Source organism: Brevibacterium sp. UCMA 11754 (assembly GCF_021532275.1).
Classification (GTDB): Bacteria; Actinomycetota; Actinomycetes; order Actinomycetales; family Brevibacteriaceae; genus Brevibacterium.
Genome location: NZ_JACBOT010000005.1, coordinates 1 through 16,558, shown reverse-complemented (window position 1 = coordinate 16,558; position 16,558 = coordinate 1). Strand labels below are relative to the sequence as shown.

Here is a 16,558-nt window from a genome sequence, read left to right as displayed (position 1 = left end):
CACAGGCAATTCCAGAACCAGCTCCCGCTGTTGCCGAAACCGCTGCCCCCGAAACTTCCGTCCTCGAAATATCTGCTGCCAAAGGACCTGGAACCGAGACAGCTGCAGCTGCAGACGAATCAGCCGCAGAGCCGACGCCGGCACCAACCATCGCTGCAGGTGCAGGTGCGACATTGGCACCCGAAGCAGACGATGAGTCCGCCTCTCTCACCGCGTTCGGTGCGCCATCCGCAGCCGCTCAGACCTCGACCCAAACGCCTGCACCAGCTGGCTTCAGCATGCCGAAACCCGTTCTGATCCCGGTGGTCGCCGCGTGCATAGGCCTCCTGGGAACACTCGTCGGCGTGGCCATAGTGCCGCAGCAAGCTGGACAGACGGGGCTTCATTCCGGCAACGCAGGCACTGCAGCCTCACCTGAAGACTCCTCCTCAAAGGAGGACTCCTCTTCGAAGAGGGACGACAAGAGCAGCAACTCCCAGTCTCCAGAGGACACGAACTCGGACAAGACAGAGCAGGAGTCGGGATCCGAGAGTTCGAAGGCATCTGATTCCGACAGGGACGAGGATGAGAAGTCATCCCGGACCCCAGGGCACGATGACAGCCGCTCGGACGAGAGTCCATCAACCGAGGACAATCCCGGCGACAAGGGCGACAGTAACGATCGCCCGTCAGCAGAAGAACCCGACGAACCAAGCCCATCGGATTCTGAAAAGCCAGCCCCAGAGTCACCTTCGGAACCGACACCACCACCATCCGACGACCCCGAAACACCTTCGGACCCACCGCCGTCGGATGAGCCGACTGAGGAGCCAAGCGAGGAACCAAGCGAGGAACCGTCCGAAGAGCCGTCAGAAGAGCCAACTGATGAGCCAACCGAGGAACCATCTGATGAGTCGCCTGAGGAGCCGTCCTCGCCAGGCTCCGAAAACCCCACCCCTGATCCGACACAGAACGGCACCTCGAACTGAGCGCAGGCTCTTCAGCGAAGTGAGCGCTGGACACTGTGACATTCCTCAGGCTGACTGCACCTCCAAATGGGCTGACTGCACCCCAAATTGAAGCATCAGCTGACGCGCATCGCCCGTTCGCACACCCAAAGCCCCTCCGCCTGGGGCTGCTCCTAATAACCACAGGTTCGCCTGAGGTAAATACCCCGGTCGCTTTCAGCAGTCCCATAGAATATCTATCCGAACGACAATTCATCGTGATATGGATCACCAAATTTGTTGACATGGGTGTTTAATCGAGTGAGGATGTTCAGCATTGTCGAAAACCGAACGCCCTGGAACCCCAGGTTCGACGGGCGGTAGAAAATCGAATTGCATCTGAAACGAGGAACCACTGATGTCAGAAGGCCAAGCAACCCCCATGCCGGATGGGATAAAGCCGTCTCGCCGGGAGCGGAAGGCACTCAAGAAAAAGCGTCTGGAGGCCGACCACTGCATCGTCATCGAGCAGAAGTCCATTCGCACCGCAATCGGCGGAACCACAGTCGGCAACTTCATGGAGTGGTTCGACTTCGGTGTCTACGGCTACCTCGCCGTCACCATGACCGCCGTCTTCACTGAGGGCATGGACAGGCAGATGGGACTCCTGGTCACCCTGTTCGGTTTCGCAGTGTCCTTCCTCGTCCGCCCCCTCGGCGGCATGATTCTGGGACCGCTGGGCGACAAGATCGGGCGCCAGAAGGTCCTCTTCTTCACCATGGCCACGATGGCCACCGCCACCGCACTCATCGGCGTACTGCCCACCGCAGCTCAGATCGGCCTGTGGGTCATCATCCCTCTCTACCTGCTCAAGATGATCCAGGGCTTCTCCACCGGCGGCGAATACGCCGGTGCCACCACGTACGTCTCCGAATTCGCTCCTGACAAGTCACGTGGATTCTGGGCTTCCTGGCTCGATGTCGGCTCCTACCTCGGCTTCGCAGCGGGCGCGGGCACCGTCGCCATCACAACCGTCATCTCAACTAGCGTCGCAGGTGAGACCGCCATGGCTGACGGCGGCTGGAGGATCCCGTTCCTCATCGCAATCCCCCTCGGCGCCGTCGCCATCTGGTTCCGACTGAAGATTCCAGAGACCCCCAGCTTCGAAGCCTCGGTTGCCGAGGGTCTCGATGTGAAGGTCAAGGACGATAAGTACGCTCGCCATGGTCTGATCGGCGTCGTCCGTCACTTCTGGAGAGAGATCCTCATCGGCATCGCCATCGTCGCCGGTTCGCAGACGGTGGGCTACGCTCTCACGAGCTTCATGCCGACCTATCTCGAGGAGACTGTCAAGGTCTCGAACGTCCAAGCAGCCGCGGCCACTATTCCGGTGCTCGTGATCATGTCCCTATGCCTTCCGCTCATCGGCAGGCTCTCGGACCGACTCGGACGCAAGTTCGTCTTCATTGTCGCGGCAGCTGCCACGATCGTGCTCATCGTTCCGGCGTTCGCCATCATGCAGATCGGTGAGATGTGGGCGATCACGATCGCCTTGTTCATGGTTGCGGTTCCGGCAGCCTTCTACATCGCCTGCCTGGCGTCGACGCTTCCTGCCCTGTTCCCGACGGCCTCGCGCTACGGTGCAATGGGCCTGACGTTCAACCTCGGAGTCTCCCTGTTCGGCGGCACCACACCGTTGGTCAGCCAGGCGCTCATCGACGCCACCGGCAACTCGTACATGCCCGCCTTCTACATCATGTTCTTCTCCATCGTTGCTCTCGTTGCCGTGCTGCTCATGAAGGAATCTGCACACCGGCCGTTGCCGGGGTCGTTCCCGACGGTCAACACGCACGAGGAAGCAGTCGAACTCGCGCGCACCCAGGATGACAACCCCGACCTCGATATGGACACCATGCCGATCCCGGTCGTGGCTAAGCTCTAGCCCAAGACCGAGCTATAGCCCGAGTCTGCGGTCGAGCGTCTAACCCCAGTCCTGGCCAGCACCGAGGCGGCCGGTCCCGATGCGGGGACGGCCGCCTCGTCGTATGCCTGCGCCTGGCTGACCTGAGCAGCTAGCGTTCTACCGCGCGTTTGAAATAGAAGAGGTTGTCGACGACGAGGGCCCGTGCCTCGTCAGAGCGGCCCGCCTCGATGAGTCCGACGAGGTCGACGATCTGCTGAGCCGACTCGCTGTCGACGACCGAGGCGATCGAGTGCGCCGCGAAGACTCGCGACTGGTCGCGCAGGCGCAGGCTGATCTCTGCAGCTCTCCTGCCGAGCCCGTATTCGAGAAGGTGTTCATGGAACATGCGATCAGCAGTCATGAATCCGATCGTGTCATCCCGGGCAGCAGCGGCCAGAGCGTCCTCGGCATTCCTGCGCAGATCACCGAGTGCGGCCTCGCACGATGTCGGATCCTCCACAGCACGGGAGCACAGCGCTTCCACTGCCGGATCGGCAAGCAGCGCTCTGATCCGGATGATCTCCTCCAGGTCTTCTCGCGTCACCGGAACCAGACGGAAGCCGCGATTCGGCACGGCCTCGACGGTTCCCTCTGTCACGAGAGACATCATGGCCTCCCTGACCGGGCTCAACGAGATCCCCAACTGCTTGGCCAGTCCCGCCGCCGAGTAGATCGTGTCCTCGGCGAGATCACCGGTTGTGATCGCATGACGGATGACGATAAGCGCGTGCTCCCGCAGCGAGGGAGCCGACTCGGGTCGCACCGGGGCAGGCGCCGGTGCGGGCCTCGGAGTCGGTCGCTTCGCAGCAGGGGCGGGGGACTCGCTTCTGATCAAGATTCTCCTTCGATGGCTATTGACAGCATAACCACAACGACTCACGATTGAGTGAAGTAATCGGTTATCGACTACTCTCATTTCGATCGAGTCGGGATGAGCTCGTCGACACCATGGTGTGGTTCCTGCGAAGTGACCACAGTCGTTCCTGCGAAGAAGGAGGAACCATGTCCCACGATCCTCTGCTCCAGCCCTTCACCTTGGGCCCGGTGCAGCTCAAAAACCGCATCGTCTCCACCGCGCATGAGCCGGCCTACACCGAACTCGGCATGCCCAAGGACCGCTATCGTCTCTACCACCGGGAAAAGGCCCGCGGCGGGGTGGGGCTGACGATGACAGCCGGCTCGGCCATCGTTTCGAAGGACTCCCCCGCCGCTTTCGGCAATGTCGACCTCTCCACCGACGAGGTGATTCCCTGGCTGGCCGCGATCGCAGATGACTGCCACGCCGAGGGGACCGCAGTGATGATCCAGCTCACCCACCTCGGCCCGCGCAACTCGAACTTCACCGCCGATTGGCTGCCTCTCATCTCCTCGGGCCGCCACCGCGAACCCACCCACCGGTCATTCACCAAGGCCATGGAGGACTTCGACATCGAGCGGGTGGTCGAGGACTTCGCGGCGGCCACGGCTCGAGTCAAGGCAGCAGGATTCGACGGTCTGGAGTTCCTCCACTCCGGCCACCTCGTCGACTACTTCTTCGCCTCGCGGTTCAATGAGCGCGAGGATGAGTACAACGGGGATCTGACAGCCCGGATGCGCTTCCCGCTCCAAATCATCGACGCGATGCGCGGCGCTTCGGAGGGACTCGCCCTCGGCGTCCGCATGTCAGTCCTCGAACAGCTCGAGGACGGCATCACCGAAGAGGCCTCCATCGCGGTGCTCAAGGAGTATGCCGCCCATGGCGTCGACTTCCTCAACCTCAACGTCGGAAGCATCAGCTCCGACAAAGAACTCGCCGAGGCGATCCCGGGCATGGGCACCCCCTCGGCGCCCTGGCTCGAGACCTGCCGACGCATCCGCGAAGCGATCGACGTCCCCGTTCTCCACGCCGCCCGGATCGCCGATGCACCCACGGCCCGGTTTGCGATCGAGGACGGCTGCCTCGACCTCGTGGGTATGACCCGGGCGCAGCTGGCTGACCCCTATCTGGTGAAGAAGATCGAGGAGAAGCGGGAGGATGACATCCGCCCGTGCGTGGGAGCGAACATGTGCCTCGACAGCATCTACACCTCAGGCGCTGCAACCTGCATCCACAATCCCGCCAGCGGGCGCGAGGCCGATCTGCCACAGGAGATCACCCGCGACGTCGAGTCCGGCCCGAAGCACATCGTCATCGTCGGCGCCGGACCCGCCGGCCTCGAAGCCGCACGGGTCGCTGCAGTGCGCGGGCATCGGGTCACCCTGCTCGAGGCCGACTCTGCCGTGGGAGGCCAGGTGAAGATCGCCGCTCGCTCACAGCGGCGCCGCGATCTCATCGGCATCATCGACTGGCGCGAGCAGCAGTGCCGCAAGCACGGCGTCGACATCCGCGTGGACACCTTCGCCGAGGCGGGCGAGATCCTCGCGCTCTCACCTGATGTCGTCATCGTCGCCACCGGCGGTGTCCCAGATGCCGGCTACCCCTTCCGTGAGGAGGGGCCCTCGTTCGACGTCTGGGACGTCATGGATGACAGCCTGCGCAACAAGTCCCGTGTCCTCGTCTTCGACGACCATGGCTTCTACCCTGCCCTCGACGCCGTCGAACACCTGGCCCGCAACGGTCAGGAGGTGACCTATGTCAGCCCGAACGCACCATCGGCGTCGACGTCGGATCGATGAATTCCCCCGCCTATCTGCAGGTGTTCTCAGAATTCGGAGTCACCGTCCACCTCGGGGAGCGGCTCGCGGCGAAGCCGAAGATCGCGGGCAAGTTGGTCACCGCACGACTGCGCAATGACTACTCGGGCATCGAGACCGAGCTCGAGACCGACGCCGTGGTCGTCGATTTCGGAACCACACCCAATGACGATGTCTACTTCGAGCTCAAACCGCAGTCGAGCAATCACGGTGAGATCGACATCGATTCTTGGATTCACGGTCGAACCCAGCCGCATCGCGAAAGCGGAGCAGTCACCTACCCCACCCCCGGATCGGCTTCCCCGGGCCCCGCCGCCGAGGCGAGCTCTCCCTTCGCGCTGTACCGGATCGGTGATGCGGTCGCCTCACGCAACGTCCATGCCGCGGTCCTCGAAGGACTGCGAGTGGGAATGGGGCTGTAGCGCCGCCTCCTTCGCACTCAGCTCTGCGACACTCAGTGACTCTGCGACACTCAGTGACAGGGAGCCATGGCAAGCCCGTCTGCCGATAGACTTTTTTCGGCAGATCATTGTTAGCTGAGTCACATAAAGGTAGATTGAACATACCTTTACGCATCGATGGAGAGAGCGAACGTGGGCAAATACATCGCCAGGCGCATATTTCTCATGGTTCCCATCGTCCTCGGCGTTGCCACACTCTCGTTCGTACTCATGCAGCTCGCTCCCGGCGATCCTGCCGCTGCCTACCTCGGTGACAAAGCCACTCCGGAGGCGGTTGCCCAGCTGCGGCACGCATGGGGACTCGATCAGCCGTTCCTCATTCAGTACTTCCAGTTCCTCGGCGGTCTGGTCATCGGAGATTTCGGCCCGTCATTCATCTTCCAGACCTCCGTGCTCGAGCTGCTCAAGCTGCGCATGCCTGCAACCCTCATGCTCATGCTCGTCTCGGTCATCTTCGCCGTCGCCATCTCCATCCCGATCTCGCTGTGGGTGGCAGCGACCAAGAGCCCAACAGCGGCGATCGTCTCCCGGATCTTCACCGCCACGGTCCAGGGGATGCCTGCATTCTTCGTCGGCACCCTGTTGATCCTGGTTCTCGGCGTGAATACGGGACTGTTCCCTGTCGGCGGATATGGGCGCAACCTCGGCGAGCATCTCTATTCTCTGGTGCTGCCCGGGATCGCGGTCGCACTCACAATCTGCCCCGTCCTCATCCGCAGCCTGACCGCGGCGCTCAACGATTCGCTGTCGGCCGAGTACACGAACTTCGCAATGTCCAAGGGCCTGAGCCGGTCGAAGACGGTGACGAACTACGCGTTCCGCAATGCAGGAATCACGGGGATCTCGATCCTCGGCATCCAGGTCGGGCATCTTGTCGGCGGTGCTCTCATCGTCGAGAACGTGTTCGCGATCCCGGGCGCCGGTTCGCTGCTCATGCAGTCGGTGCTGGCCCGTGACTACAACGTCGTCCAGGCGCTGACCGTCGTCTTCGGCGTGCTCGTCGTCCTCGTCTATCTGCTCACCGACATCATCTACAGCGTCGTCGATCCGCGCGTACGGCTGGGAGGCTGAGCATGTCCGTCGAACCTCTTGCGTCCCAGACCACACCACAGGCCCGCTTCACGTTGCCGCTGCCGGCGTTCCTGCGGCGGCACAATCTGCAGCTGTGGACCGGTCTGGCCATTATGGGGATCATCGTCGCGATCCTGGCAATCGGGCCGCTGCTCGTCACTGCCGATCCGAATCGACAGGACCTCCTCAACGCCTTCGGCCCGTCCTCTCTCGCCCACCCTATGGGCACGGATCAGCTGGGTCGCGACATCCTGTCCCGCTTTCTCAACGGCGGACGAGTCGATCTCATGGTCGCCGTCATCGCCGTCATCGTGCCGTTCATCCTGGGCACCGCGCTGGGGGCCTTGGCGGGATATTTCGGCAGGTGGGTCGATGTCGTCATCATGCGCCTGGCCGATATCGTCTCGGCCTTCCCCTTCTACGTCCTCGTCATCGTGCTCGTGTTCGTCATGGGCAACGGCATGGCCAGCATCTTCGTCGCCATCAGCCTCGTGTCCTGGGTCGCCTACGCCCGCATCGTCCGCGGTGAGGTCCTTGTGCTGCGAGAGGCGGAGTTCATCTCCGCCTGTCGCGCCAGCGGACTCTCCACTCCGCGCATTCTCGCCCGACACGTCATCCCGAACACCGTCAGCCAGGGAATCATCTACGGCATGAGTGACATCGTCCTCAACATCGGCGTCGTCGTCACCCTCAGCTTCTTCGGCATGGGCATCGTCCCGCCGACAGCTGACTGGGGCCAGATGATGAATGACGGCCAACAGTACATGGGCACCGGCAACTACGGACTCATCCTCTGGCCCGGCTTCGCCGTCGTCCTCGTATCCCTGGCGTTGGCGCTCATCGGTGACGGCCTGACCAACATCCTGAAGCCGAAGAGGTGAACCATATGAGTCCCGAATCCGCGACGTCTCAGCCTAGTCAGTCACAGCCCGGGCAGGCCCTGCCACTGCTCGAGGTCGACTCGCTCACCGTCGACATCGACGGGGAGGTCGGCAAGCACCGGATCCTCGACGATGTTTCGATCACCCTTGAGCCGGGAGAGCCGATGGGCCTCGTCGGCGAATCGGGGTCAGGGAAGTCGATGACCCTGCGCACGATTCTCGGGATGCTGCCGCCGGCGGCCACTGTCGTCGAAGGGGAAGTCAGATTCCGGGGGAGGAACATCCTCAGGATGTTTTCTCCCCCGGAATCTGACTTCCCCTTCGACGACAGTGGCCGCCGGCGGCAGCATCCCGAGAATCGTGCGCAGGGTCATCGACTTCCCTGACCCCGATTCGCCGACGAGGCCCATCGGCTCTCCCGGCTCAAGGGTGATCGAAACATCGTCGAGGATCCGGTGCTTGCCGACCTCCCCGTCGATGTCGACGGTGAGCGAGTCGACCTCGAGCAGTGGCAGGGCCTGCCGGGCTGTGACTGACTAGGCTGAGACGTCGCGGATTCGGGACTCATATGGTTCACCTCTTCGGCTTCAGGATGTTGGTCAGGCCGTCACCGATGAGCGCCAACGCCAGGGATACGAGGACGACGGCGAAGCCGGGCCAGAGGATGAGTCCGTAGTTGCCGGTGCCCATGTACTGTTGGCCGTCATTCATCATCTGGCCCCAGTCAGCTGTCGGCGGGACGATGCCCATGCCGAAGAAGCTGAGGGTGACGACGACGCCGATGTTGAGGACGATGTCACTCATGCCGTAGATGATTCCCTGGCTGACGGTGTTCGGGATGACGTGTCGGGCGAGAATGCGCGGAGTGGAGAGTCCGCTGGCGCGACAGGCGGAGATGAACTCCGCCTCTCGCAGCACAAGGACCTCACCGCGGACGATGCGGGCGTAGGCGACCCAGGACACGAGGCTGATGGCGACGAAGATGCTGGCCATGCCGTTGCCCATGACGAACACGAGCACGATGACGAGGACGTAGAAGGGGAAGGCCGAGACGATATCGGCCAGGCGCATGATGACGACATCGACCCACCTGCCGAAATATCCCGCCAAGGCCCCCAGCGCGGTGCCCAGGATGAACGGCACGATGACGGCGATGACGGCGACCATGAGATCGACTCGTCCGCCGTTGAGAAAGCGGGACAGGATGTCGCGACCCAGCTGATCCGTGCCCATAGGGTGGGCGAGAGAGGACGGGCCGAAGGCGTTGAGGAGGTCCTGTCGATTCGGATCGGCAGTGACGAGCAGCGGCCCGATTGCCAGGATCGCGACGATGATCCCCATAATGGCCAGACCGGTCCACAGCTGCAGATTGTGCCGCCGCAGGAACGCCGGCAGCGGCAACGTGAAGCGGGCCTGTGGTGTGGTCTGGGACGCAAGAGGTTCGACGGACATGCTCAGCCTCCCAGCCGTACGCGCGGATCGACGACGCTGTAGATGATGTCGGTGAGCAGATAGACGAGGACGACGAGCACGCCGAAGACGACGGTCAGCGCCTGGACGACGTTGTAGTCACGGGCCAGCACCGACTGCATGAGCAGCGAACCGGCGCCCGGGATCGCGAACACGTTCTCGACGATGAGAGCACCGCCGACAAGATGCCCGACCTGGATGCCGAGGATCGAGATCCCCGTGATTCCTGCATTGCGGAACGCGTAGTTCGTCACCGTCTTCGACCGGCTCAGGCCCTTGGACATTGCGAAGTTCGTGTACTCGGCCGACAGCGAATCGTTGAGCGCCGCGGTCAGGCTGCGGATGAGGACGGGGCAGATTGTGAGTGCGACCGCGATCCCGGGCAGCACCAGAGAATAGAGATGCTCGCCGAGGTTGCGCCCATATCCGCCGACAGGGAACAGTCCCGTATTCACGCCGAGAACCAGGATCAACAGGGTGCCGACGAAGAATGCAGGCATCCCCTGGACCGTGGCGGTGAAGATCCGGGAGACGATCGCCGCTGTTGGGCTCTTGGTCGCTGCCACCCACAGCGAGATCGGGATGGAGATGGCGACGGCGAAGATGACCGAGACGAGCATGAGCATGAGGGTTGCAGGCATGCGCAGCTTGAGCAGCTCGAGCACGGAGGTCTGGAAGATGAATGACGGGCCGAAATCTCCGATGACCAGACCGCCGAGGAACTGGAAGTACTGAATGAGGAACGGCTGATCGAGTCCCCATGCGTGCCGCAGCTGGGCAACCGCCTCCGGAGTGGCTTTGTCACCGAGGTAGGCAGCGGCAGGATCGCCGGGAGCGAGCTGCATGAGTACGAACGAGAGTGTGGCAACGCCGAGGACGATGGGAACCATGAGAAATATGCGCCTGGCGATGTATTTGCCCACGTTCGCTCTCTCCATCGATGCGTAAAGGTATGTTCAATCTACCTTTATGTGACTCAGCTAACAATGATCTGCCGAAAAAAGTCTATCGGCAGACGGGCTTGCCATGGCTCCCTGTCACTGAGTGTCGCAGAGTCACTGAGTGTCGCAGAGCTGAGTGCGAAGGAGGCGGCGCTACAGCCCCATTCCCACTCGCAGTCCTTCGAGGACCGCGGCATGGACGTTGCGTGAGGCGACCGCATCACCGATCCGGTACAGCGCGAAGGGAGAGCTCGCCTCGGCGGCGGGGCCCGGGGAAGCCGATCCGGGGGTGGGGTAGGTGACTGCTCCGCTTTCGCGATGCGGCTGGGTTCGACCGTGAATCCAAGAATCGATGTCGATCTCACCGTGATTGCTCGACTGCGGTTTGAGCTCGAAGTAGACATCGTCATTGGGTGTGGTTCCGAAATCGACGACCACGGCGTCGGTCTCGAGCTCGGTCTCGATGCCCGAGTAGTCATTGCGCAGTCGTGCGGTGACCAACTTGCCCGCGATCTTCGGCTTCGCCGCGAGCCGCTCCCCGAGGTGGACGGTGACTCCGAATTCTGAGAACACCTGCAGATAGGCGGGGGAATTCATCGATCCGACGTCGACGCCGATGGTGCGTTCGGGGCTGACATAGGTCACCTCCTGACCGTTGCGGGCCAGGTGTTCGACGGCGTCGAGGGCAGGGTAGAAGCCATGGTCGTCGAAGACGAGGACACGGGACTTGTTGCGCAGGCTGTCATCCATGACGTCCCAGACGTCGAACGAGGGCCCCTCCTCACGGAAGGGGTAGCCGGCATCTGGGACACCGCCGGTGGCGACGATGACGACATCAGGTGAGAGCGCGAGGATCTCGCCCGCCTCGGCGAAGGTGTCCACGCGGATGTCGACGCCGTGCTTGCGGCACTGCTGCTCGCGCCAGTCGATGATGCCGATGAGATCGCGGCGCCGCTGTGAGCGAGCGGCGATCTTCACCTGGCCTCCCACGGCAGAGTCGGCCTCGAGCAGGGTGACCCGATGCCCGCGCACTGCAGCGACCCGTGCGGCTTCGAGGCCGGCGGGTCCGGCGCCGACGATGACGATGTGCTTCGGGCCGGACTCGACGTCGCGGGTGATCTCCTGTGGCAGATCGGCCTCGCGCCCGCTGGCGGGATTGTGGATGCAGGTTGCAGCGCCTGAGGTGTAGATGCTGTCGAGGCACATGTTCGCTCCCACGCACGGGCGGATGTCATCCTCCCGCTTCTCCTCGATCTTCTTCACCAGATAGGGGTCAGCCAGCTGCGCCCGGGTCATACCCACGAGGTCGAGGCAGCCGTCCTCGATCGCAAACCGGGCCGTGGGTGCATCGGCGATCCGGGCGGCGTGGAGAACGGGGACGTCGATCGCTTCGCGGATGCGTCGGCAGGTCTCGAGCCAGGGCGCCGAGGGGGTGCCCATGCCCGGGATCGCCTCGGCGAGTTCTTTGTCGGAGCTGATGCTTCCGACGTTGAGGTTGAGGAAGTCGACGCCATGGGCGGCATACTCCTTGAGCACCGCGATGGAGGCCTCTTCGGTGATGCCGTCCTCGAGCTGTTCGAGGACTGACATGCGGACGCCGAGGGCGAGTCCCTCCGAAGCGCCGCGCATCGCGTCGATGATTTGGAGCGGGAAGCGCATCCGGGCTGTCAGATCCCCGTTGTACTCATCCTCGCGCTCATTGAACCGCGAGGCGAAGAAGTAGTCGACGAGGTGGCCGGAGTGGAGGAACTCCAGACCGTCGAATCCTGCTGCCTTGACTCGAGCCGTGGCCGCCGCGAAGTCCTCGACCACCCGCTCGATGTCGAAGTCCTCCATGGCCTTGGTGAATGACCGGTGGGTGGGTTCGCGGTGGCGGCCCGAGGAGATGAGAGGCAGCCAATCGGCGGTGAAGTTCGAGTTGCGCGGGCCGAGGTGGGTGAGCTGGATCATCACTGCGGTCCCCTCGGCGTGGCAGTCATCTGCGATCGCGGCCAGCCAGGGAATCACCTCGTCGGTGGAGAGGTCGACATTGCCGAAAGCGGCGGGGGAGTCCTTCGAAACGATGGCCGAGCCGGCTGTCATCGTCAGCCCCACCCCGCCGCGGGCCTTTTCCCGGTGGTAGAGACGATAGCGGTCCTTGGGCATGCCGAGTTCGGTGTAGGCCGGCTCATGCGCGGTGGAGACGATGCGGTTTTTGAGCTGCACCGGGCCCAAGGTGAAGGGCTGGAGCAGAGGATCGTGGGACATGGTTCCTCCTTCTTCGCAGGAACGACTGTGGTCACTTCGCAGGAACCACACCATGGTGTCGACGAGCTCATCCCGACTCGATCGAAATGAGAGTAGTCGATAACCGATTACTTCACTCAATCGTGAGTCGTTGTGGTTATGCTGTCAATAGCCATCGAAGGAGAATCTTGATCAGAAGCGAGTCCCCCGCCCCTGCTGCGAAGCGACCGACTCCGAGGCCCGCACCGGCGCCTGCCCCGGTGCGACCCGAGTCGGCTCCCTCGCTGCGGGAGCACGCGCTTATCGTCATCCGTCATGCGATCACAACCGGTGATCTCGCCGAGGACACGATCTACTCGGCGGCGGGACTGGCCAAGCAGTTGGGGATCTCGTTGAGCCCGGTCAGGGAGGCCATGATGTCTCTCGTGACAGAGGGAACCGTCGAGGCCGTGCCGAATCGCGGCTTCCGTCTGGTTCCGGTGACGCGAGAAGACCTGGAGGAGATCATCCGGATCAGAGCGCTGCTTGCCGATCCGGCAGTGGAAGCGCTGTGCTCCCGTGCTGTGGAGGATCCGACATCGTGCGAGGCCGCACTCGGTGATCTGCGCAGGAATGCCGAGGACGCTCTGGCCGCTGCTGCCCGGGATGACACGATCGGATTCATGACTGCTGATCGCATGTTCCATGAACACCTTCTCGAATACGGGCTCGGCAGGAGAGCTGCAGAGATCAGCCTGCGCCTGCGCGACCAGTCGCGAGTCTTCGCGGCGCACTCGATCGCCTCGGTCGTCGACAGCGAGTCGGCTCAGCAGATCGTCGACCTCGTCGGACTCATCGAGGCGGGCCGCTCTGACGAGGCACGGGCCCTCGTCGTCGACAACCTCTTCTATTTCAAACGCGCGGTAGAACGCTAGCTGCTCAGGTCAGCCAGGCGCAGGCATACGACGAGGCGGCCGTCCCCGCATCGGGACCGGCCGCCTCGGTGCTGGCCAGGACTGGGGTTAGACGCTCGACCGCAGACTCGGGCTATAGCTCGGTCTTGGGCTAGAGCTTAGCCACGACCGGGATCGGCATGGTGTCCATATCGAGGTCGGGGTTGTCATCCTGGGTGCGCGCGAGTTCGACTGCTTCCTCGTGCGTGTTGACCGTCGGGAACGACCCCGGCAACGGCCGGTGTGCAGATTCCTTCATGAGCAGCACGGCAACGAGAGCAACGATGGAGAAGAACATGATGTAGAAGGCGGGCATGTACGAGTTGCCGGTGGCGTCGATGAGCGCCTGGCTGACCAACGGTGTGGTGCCGCCGAACAGGGAGACTCCGAGGTTGAACGTCAGGCCCATTGCACCGTAGCGCGAGGCCGTCGGGAACAGGGCAGGAAGCGTCGACGCCAGGCAGGCGATGTAGAAGGCTGCCGGAACCGCAACCATGAACAAGGCGATCGTGATCGCCCACATCTCACCGATCTGCATGATGGCGAACGCCGGAACGATGAGCACGATCGTGGCAGCTGCCGCGACAATGAAGACGAACTTGCGTCCGAGTCGGTCCGAGAGCCTGCCGATGAGCGGAAGGCATAGGGACATGATCACGAGCACCGGAATAGTGGCCGCGGCTGCTTGGACGTTCGAGACCTTGACAGTCTCCTCGAGATAGGTCGGCATGAAGCTCGTGAGAGCGTAGCCCACCGTCTGCGAACCGGCGACGATGGCGATGCCGATGAGGATCTCTCTCCAGAAGTGACGGACGACGCCGATCAGACCATGGCGAGCGTACTTATCGTCCTTGACCTTCACATCGAGACCCTCGGCAACCGAGGCTTCGAAGCTGGGGGTCTCTGGAATCTTCAGTCGGAACCAGATGGCGACGGCGCCGAGGGGGATTGCGATGAGGAACGGGATCCTCCAGCCGCCGTCAGCCATGGCGGTCTCACCTGCGACGCTAGTTGAGATGACGGTTGTGATGGCGACGGTGCCCGCGCCCGCTGCGAAGCCGAGGTAGGAGCCGACATCGAGCCAGGAAGCCCAGAATCCACGTGACTTGTCAGGAGCGAATTCGGAGACGTACGTGGTGGCACCGGCGTATTCGCCGCCGGTGGAGAAGCCCTGGATCATCTTGAGCAGGTAGAGAGGGATGATGACCCACAGGCCGATCTGAGCTGCGGTGGGCAGTACGCCGATGAGTGCGGTGGCGGTGGCCATCGTGGCCATGGTGAAGAAGAGGACCTTCTGGCGCCCGATCTTGTCGCCCAGCGGTCCCAGAATCATGCCGCCGAGGGGGCGGACGAGGAAGGACACTGCGAAACCGAACAGGGTGACCAGGAGTCCCATCTGCCTGTCCATGCCCTCAGTGAAGACGGCGGTCATGGTGACGGCGAGGTAGCCGTAGACACCGAAGTCGAACCACTCCATGAAGTTGCCGACTGTGGTTCCGCCGATTGCGGTGCGAATGGACTTCTGCTCGATGACGATGCAGTGGTCGGCCTCCAGACGCTTTTTCTTGAGTGCCTTCCGCTCCCGGCGAGACGGCTTTATCCCATCCGGCATGGGGGTTGCTTGGCCTTCTGACATCAGTGGTTCCTCGTTTCAGATGCAATTCGATTTTCTACCGCCCGTCGAACCTGGGGTTCCAGGGCGTTCGGTTTTCGACAATGCTGAACATCCTCACTCGATTAAACACCCATGTCAACAAATTTGGTGATCCATATCACGATGAATTGTCGTTCGGATAGATATTCTATGGGACTGCTGAAAGCGACCGGGGTATTTACCTCAGGCGAACCTGTGGTTATTAGGAGCAGCCCCAGGCGGAGGGGCTTTGGGTGTGCGAACGGGCGATGCGCGTCAGCTGATGCTTCAATTTGGGGTGCAGTCAGCCCATTTGGAGGTGCAGTCAGCCTGAGGAATGTCACAGTGTCCAGCGCTCACTTCGCTGAAGAGCCTGCGCTCAGTTCGAGGTGCCGTTCTGTGTCGGATCAGGGGTGGGGTTTTCGGAGCCTGGCGAGGACGGCTCCTCAGGCGACTCATCAGATGGTTCCTCGGTTGGCTCATCAGTTGGCTCTTCTGACGGCTCTTCGGACGGTTCCTCGCTTGGTTCCTCGCTTGGCTCCTCAGTCGGCTCATCCGACGGCGGTGGGTCCGAAGGTGTTTCGGGGTCGTCGGATGGTGGTGGTGTCGGTTCCGAAGGTGACTCTGGGGCTGGCTTTTCAGAATCCGATGGGCTTGGTTCGTCGGGTTCTTCTGCTGACGGGCGATCGTTACTGTCGCCCTTGTCGCCGGGATTGTCCTCGGTTGATGGACTCTCGTCCGAGCGGCTGTCATCGTGCCCTGGGGTCCGGGATGACTTCTCATCCTCGTCCCTGTCGGAATCAGATGCCTTCGAACTCTCGGATCCCGACTCCTGCTCTGTCTTGTCCGAGTTCGTGTCCTCTGGAGACTGGGAGTTGCTGCTCTTGTCGTCCCTCTTCGAAGAGGAGTCCTCCTTTGAGGAGGAGTCTTCAGGTGAGGCTGCAGTGCCTGCGTTGCCGGAATGAAGCCCCGTCTGTCCAGCTTGCTGCGGCACTATGGCCACGCCGACGAGTGTTCCCAGGAGGCCTATGCACGCGGCGACCACCGGGATCAGAACGGGTTTCGGCATGCTGAAGCCAGCTGGTGCAGGCGTTTGGGTCGAGGTCTGAGCGGCTGCGGATGGCGCACCGAACGCGGTGAGAGAGGCGGACTCATCGTCTGCTTCGGGTGCCAATGTCGCACCTGCACCTGCAGCGATGGTTGGTGCCGGCGTCGGCTCTGCGGCTGATTCGTCTGCAGCTGCAGCTGTCTCGGTTCCAGGTCCTTTGGCAGCAGATATTTCGAGGACGGAAGTTTCGGGGGCAGCGGTTTCGGCAACAGCGGGAGCTGGTTCTGGAATTGCCTGTGCCAGGGTGGAAGAGAGTCGCTCGATGACGATCGG

12 protein-coding genes and 3 pseudogenes are annotated in these 16,558 nt (G+C 62.5%); 8 read left to right on the top strand and 7 right to left on the bottom strand.

Going from position 1 to position 16,558, the window contains the following annotated elements; translation table 11 throughout:
• Window positions 1-968: pseudogene (locus tag HX613_RS02560) on the top strand (MSCRAMM family adhesin SdrC); the annotation flags it as partial.
• Between the two features lie 376 nt (window positions 969-1,344).
• Window positions 1,345-2,868 carry an MFS transporter gene (locus tag HX613_RS02555; protein ID WP_235343922.1) on the top strand — a complete coding sequence of 508 codons (1,524 nt, stop codon included), beginning with the start codon at window positions 1,345-1,347 and terminating at the stop codon, window positions 2,866-2,868.
• Between the two features lie 130 nt (window positions 2,869-2,998).
• Here HX613_RS02555 and HX613_RS02550 read toward each other — a convergent pair whose 3' ends face one another.
• Window positions 2,999-3,724 carry a GntR family transcriptional regulator gene (locus HX613_RS02550; protein WP_235343923.1) on the bottom strand — a complete coding sequence of 242 codons (726 nt, stop codon included), beginning with the start codon at window positions 3,722-3,724 and terminating at the stop codon, window positions 2,999-3,001.
• Window positions 3,725-3,891: 167 nt separating this feature from the next.
• Here HX613_RS02550 and HX613_RS02545 point away from each other — a divergent pair, with 167 nt between their 5' ends.
• The 5 genes and pseudogenes from HX613_RS02545 to HX613_RS22005 form a co-directional block, all read left to right on the top strand.
• A complete protein-coding gene (locus HX613_RS02545; RefSeq protein WP_235343928.1) occupies window positions 3,892-5,544 on the top strand; it encodes an NADH:flavin oxidoreductase in 1,653 nt (550 codons plus the stop codon).
• Window positions 5,541-5,984 (top strand): hypothetical protein, encoded by a 444-nt coding sequence (locus tag HX613_RS02540; RefSeq protein ID WP_235343927.1) that lies wholly within the window; start codon window positions 5,541-5,543, stop codon window positions 5,982-5,984. The genes HX613_RS02545 and HX613_RS02540 overlap by 4 nt, the downstream gene beginning before the upstream one ends.
• A gap of 171 nt (window positions 5,985-6,155) precedes the next feature.
• Complete coding sequence (locus HX613_RS02535; protein ID WP_235343925.1) at window positions 6,156-7,094, top strand: ABC transporter permease; 939 nt, start codon at window positions 6,156-6,158, stop codon at window positions 7,092-7,094.
• A 2-nt stretch (window positions 7,095-7,096) separates the two neighbouring features.
• Window positions 7,097-7,975, top strand: a complete 879-nt coding sequence (locus tag HX613_RS02530; protein WP_235343926.1) for an ABC transporter permease — start codon at window positions 7,097-7,099, stop codon at window positions 7,973-7,975.
• Window positions 7,976-7,980: 5 nt separating this feature from the next.
• Window positions 7,981-8,253, top strand: a pseudogene (locus HX613_RS22005) (ATP-binding cassette domain-containing protein); the annotation flags it as partial.
• Here HX613_RS22005 and HX613_RS22000 read toward each other — a convergent pair.
• From HX613_RS22000 to HX613_RS02505, 4 genes are all read right to left on the bottom strand, one after another.
• Window positions 8,164-8,385 (bottom strand): ATP-binding cassette domain-containing protein, encoded by a 222-nt coding sequence (locus HX613_RS22000; protein WP_268826546.1) that lies wholly within the window; start codon window positions 8,383-8,385, stop codon window positions 8,164-8,166. The pseudogene HX613_RS22005 and the gene HX613_RS22000 sit on opposite strands and share 90 nt — an antisense overlap.
• Window positions 8,386-8,548: 163 nt before the next feature.
• Window positions 8,549-9,427, bottom strand: a complete 879-nt coding sequence (locus HX613_RS02515; protein WP_235343926.1) for an ABC transporter permease — start codon at window positions 9,425-9,427, stop codon at window positions 8,549-8,551.
• 2 nt (window positions 9,428-9,429) lie between these two features.
• Window positions 9,430-10,368, bottom strand: a complete 939-nt coding sequence (locus HX613_RS02510) for an ABC transporter permease (protein ID WP_235343925.1) — start codon at window positions 10,366-10,368, stop codon at window positions 9,430-9,432.
• A 171-nt stretch (window positions 10,369-10,539) separates the two neighbouring features.
• Window positions 10,540-12,633 carry an oxidoreductase gene (locus HX613_RS02505; RefSeq protein ID WP_235343924.1) on the bottom strand — a complete coding sequence of 698 codons (2,094 nt, stop codon included), beginning with the start codon at window positions 12,631-12,633 and terminating at the stop codon, window positions 10,540-10,542.
• Between the two features lie 167 nt (window positions 12,634-12,800).
• Between HX613_RS02505 and HX613_RS02500 the strand changes: the two genes are divergently transcribed.
• The gene (locus HX613_RS02500) at window positions 12,801-13,526 is read left to right on the top strand and encodes a GntR family transcriptional regulator (RefSeq protein ID WP_235343923.1); all 726 of its coding nucleotides are present in this window, start codon (window positions 12,801-12,803) and stop codon (window positions 13,524-13,526) included.
• Window positions 13,527-13,656: 130 nt separating this feature from the next.
• Here HX613_RS02500 and HX613_RS02495 read toward each other — a convergent pair whose 3' ends face one another.
• Both HX613_RS02495 and HX613_RS02490 read right to left on the bottom strand, forming a co-directional pair.
• Window positions 13,657-15,180 (bottom strand): MFS transporter, encoded by a 1,524-nt coding sequence (locus HX613_RS02495; RefSeq protein WP_235343922.1) that lies wholly within the window; start codon window positions 15,178-15,180, stop codon window positions 13,657-13,659.
• A 376-nt stretch (window positions 15,181-15,556) separates the two neighbouring features.
• A pseudogene (locus HX613_RS02490) lies at window positions 15,557-16,558 on the bottom strand (MSCRAMM family adhesin SdrC); the annotation flags it as partial.

Excerpts from the sequence above, each read along its gene's own strand:
- HX613_RS02515 (WP_235343926.1), bottom strand. The coding sequence starts at position 9,427 with ATGTCCGTCGAACCTCTTGCGTCCCAGACCACACCACAGGCCCGCTTC.
- HX613_RS02555 (WP_235343922.1), top strand. The coding sequence starts at position 1,345 with ATGTCAGAAGGCCAAGCAACCCCCATGCCGGATGGGATAAAGCCGTCT.
- HX613_RS22000 (WP_268826546.1), bottom strand. The coding sequence starts at position 8,385 with ATGGGCCTCGTCGGCGAATCGGGGTCAGGGAAGTCGATGACCCTGCGC.
- HX613_RS02545 (WP_235343928.1), top strand. The coding sequence starts at position 3,892 with ATGTCCCACGATCCTCTGCTCCAGCCCTTCACCTTGGGCCCGGTGCAG.
- HX613_RS02530 (WP_235343926.1), top strand. The coding sequence starts at position 7,097 with ATGTCCGTCGAACCTCTTGCGTCCCAGACCACACCACAGGCCCGCTTC.
- HX613_RS02540 (WP_235343927.1), top strand. The coding sequence starts at position 5,541 with ATGAATTCCCCCGCCTATCTGCAGGTGTTCTCAGAATTCGGAGTCACC.
- HX613_RS02505 (WP_235343924.1), bottom strand. The coding sequence starts at position 12,633 with ATGTCCCACGATCCTCTGCTCCAGCCCTTCACCTTGGGCCCGGTGCAG.
- HX613_RS02495 (WP_235343922.1), bottom strand. The coding sequence starts at position 15,180 with ATGTCAGAAGGCCAAGCAACCCCCATGCCGGATGGGATAAAGCCGTCT.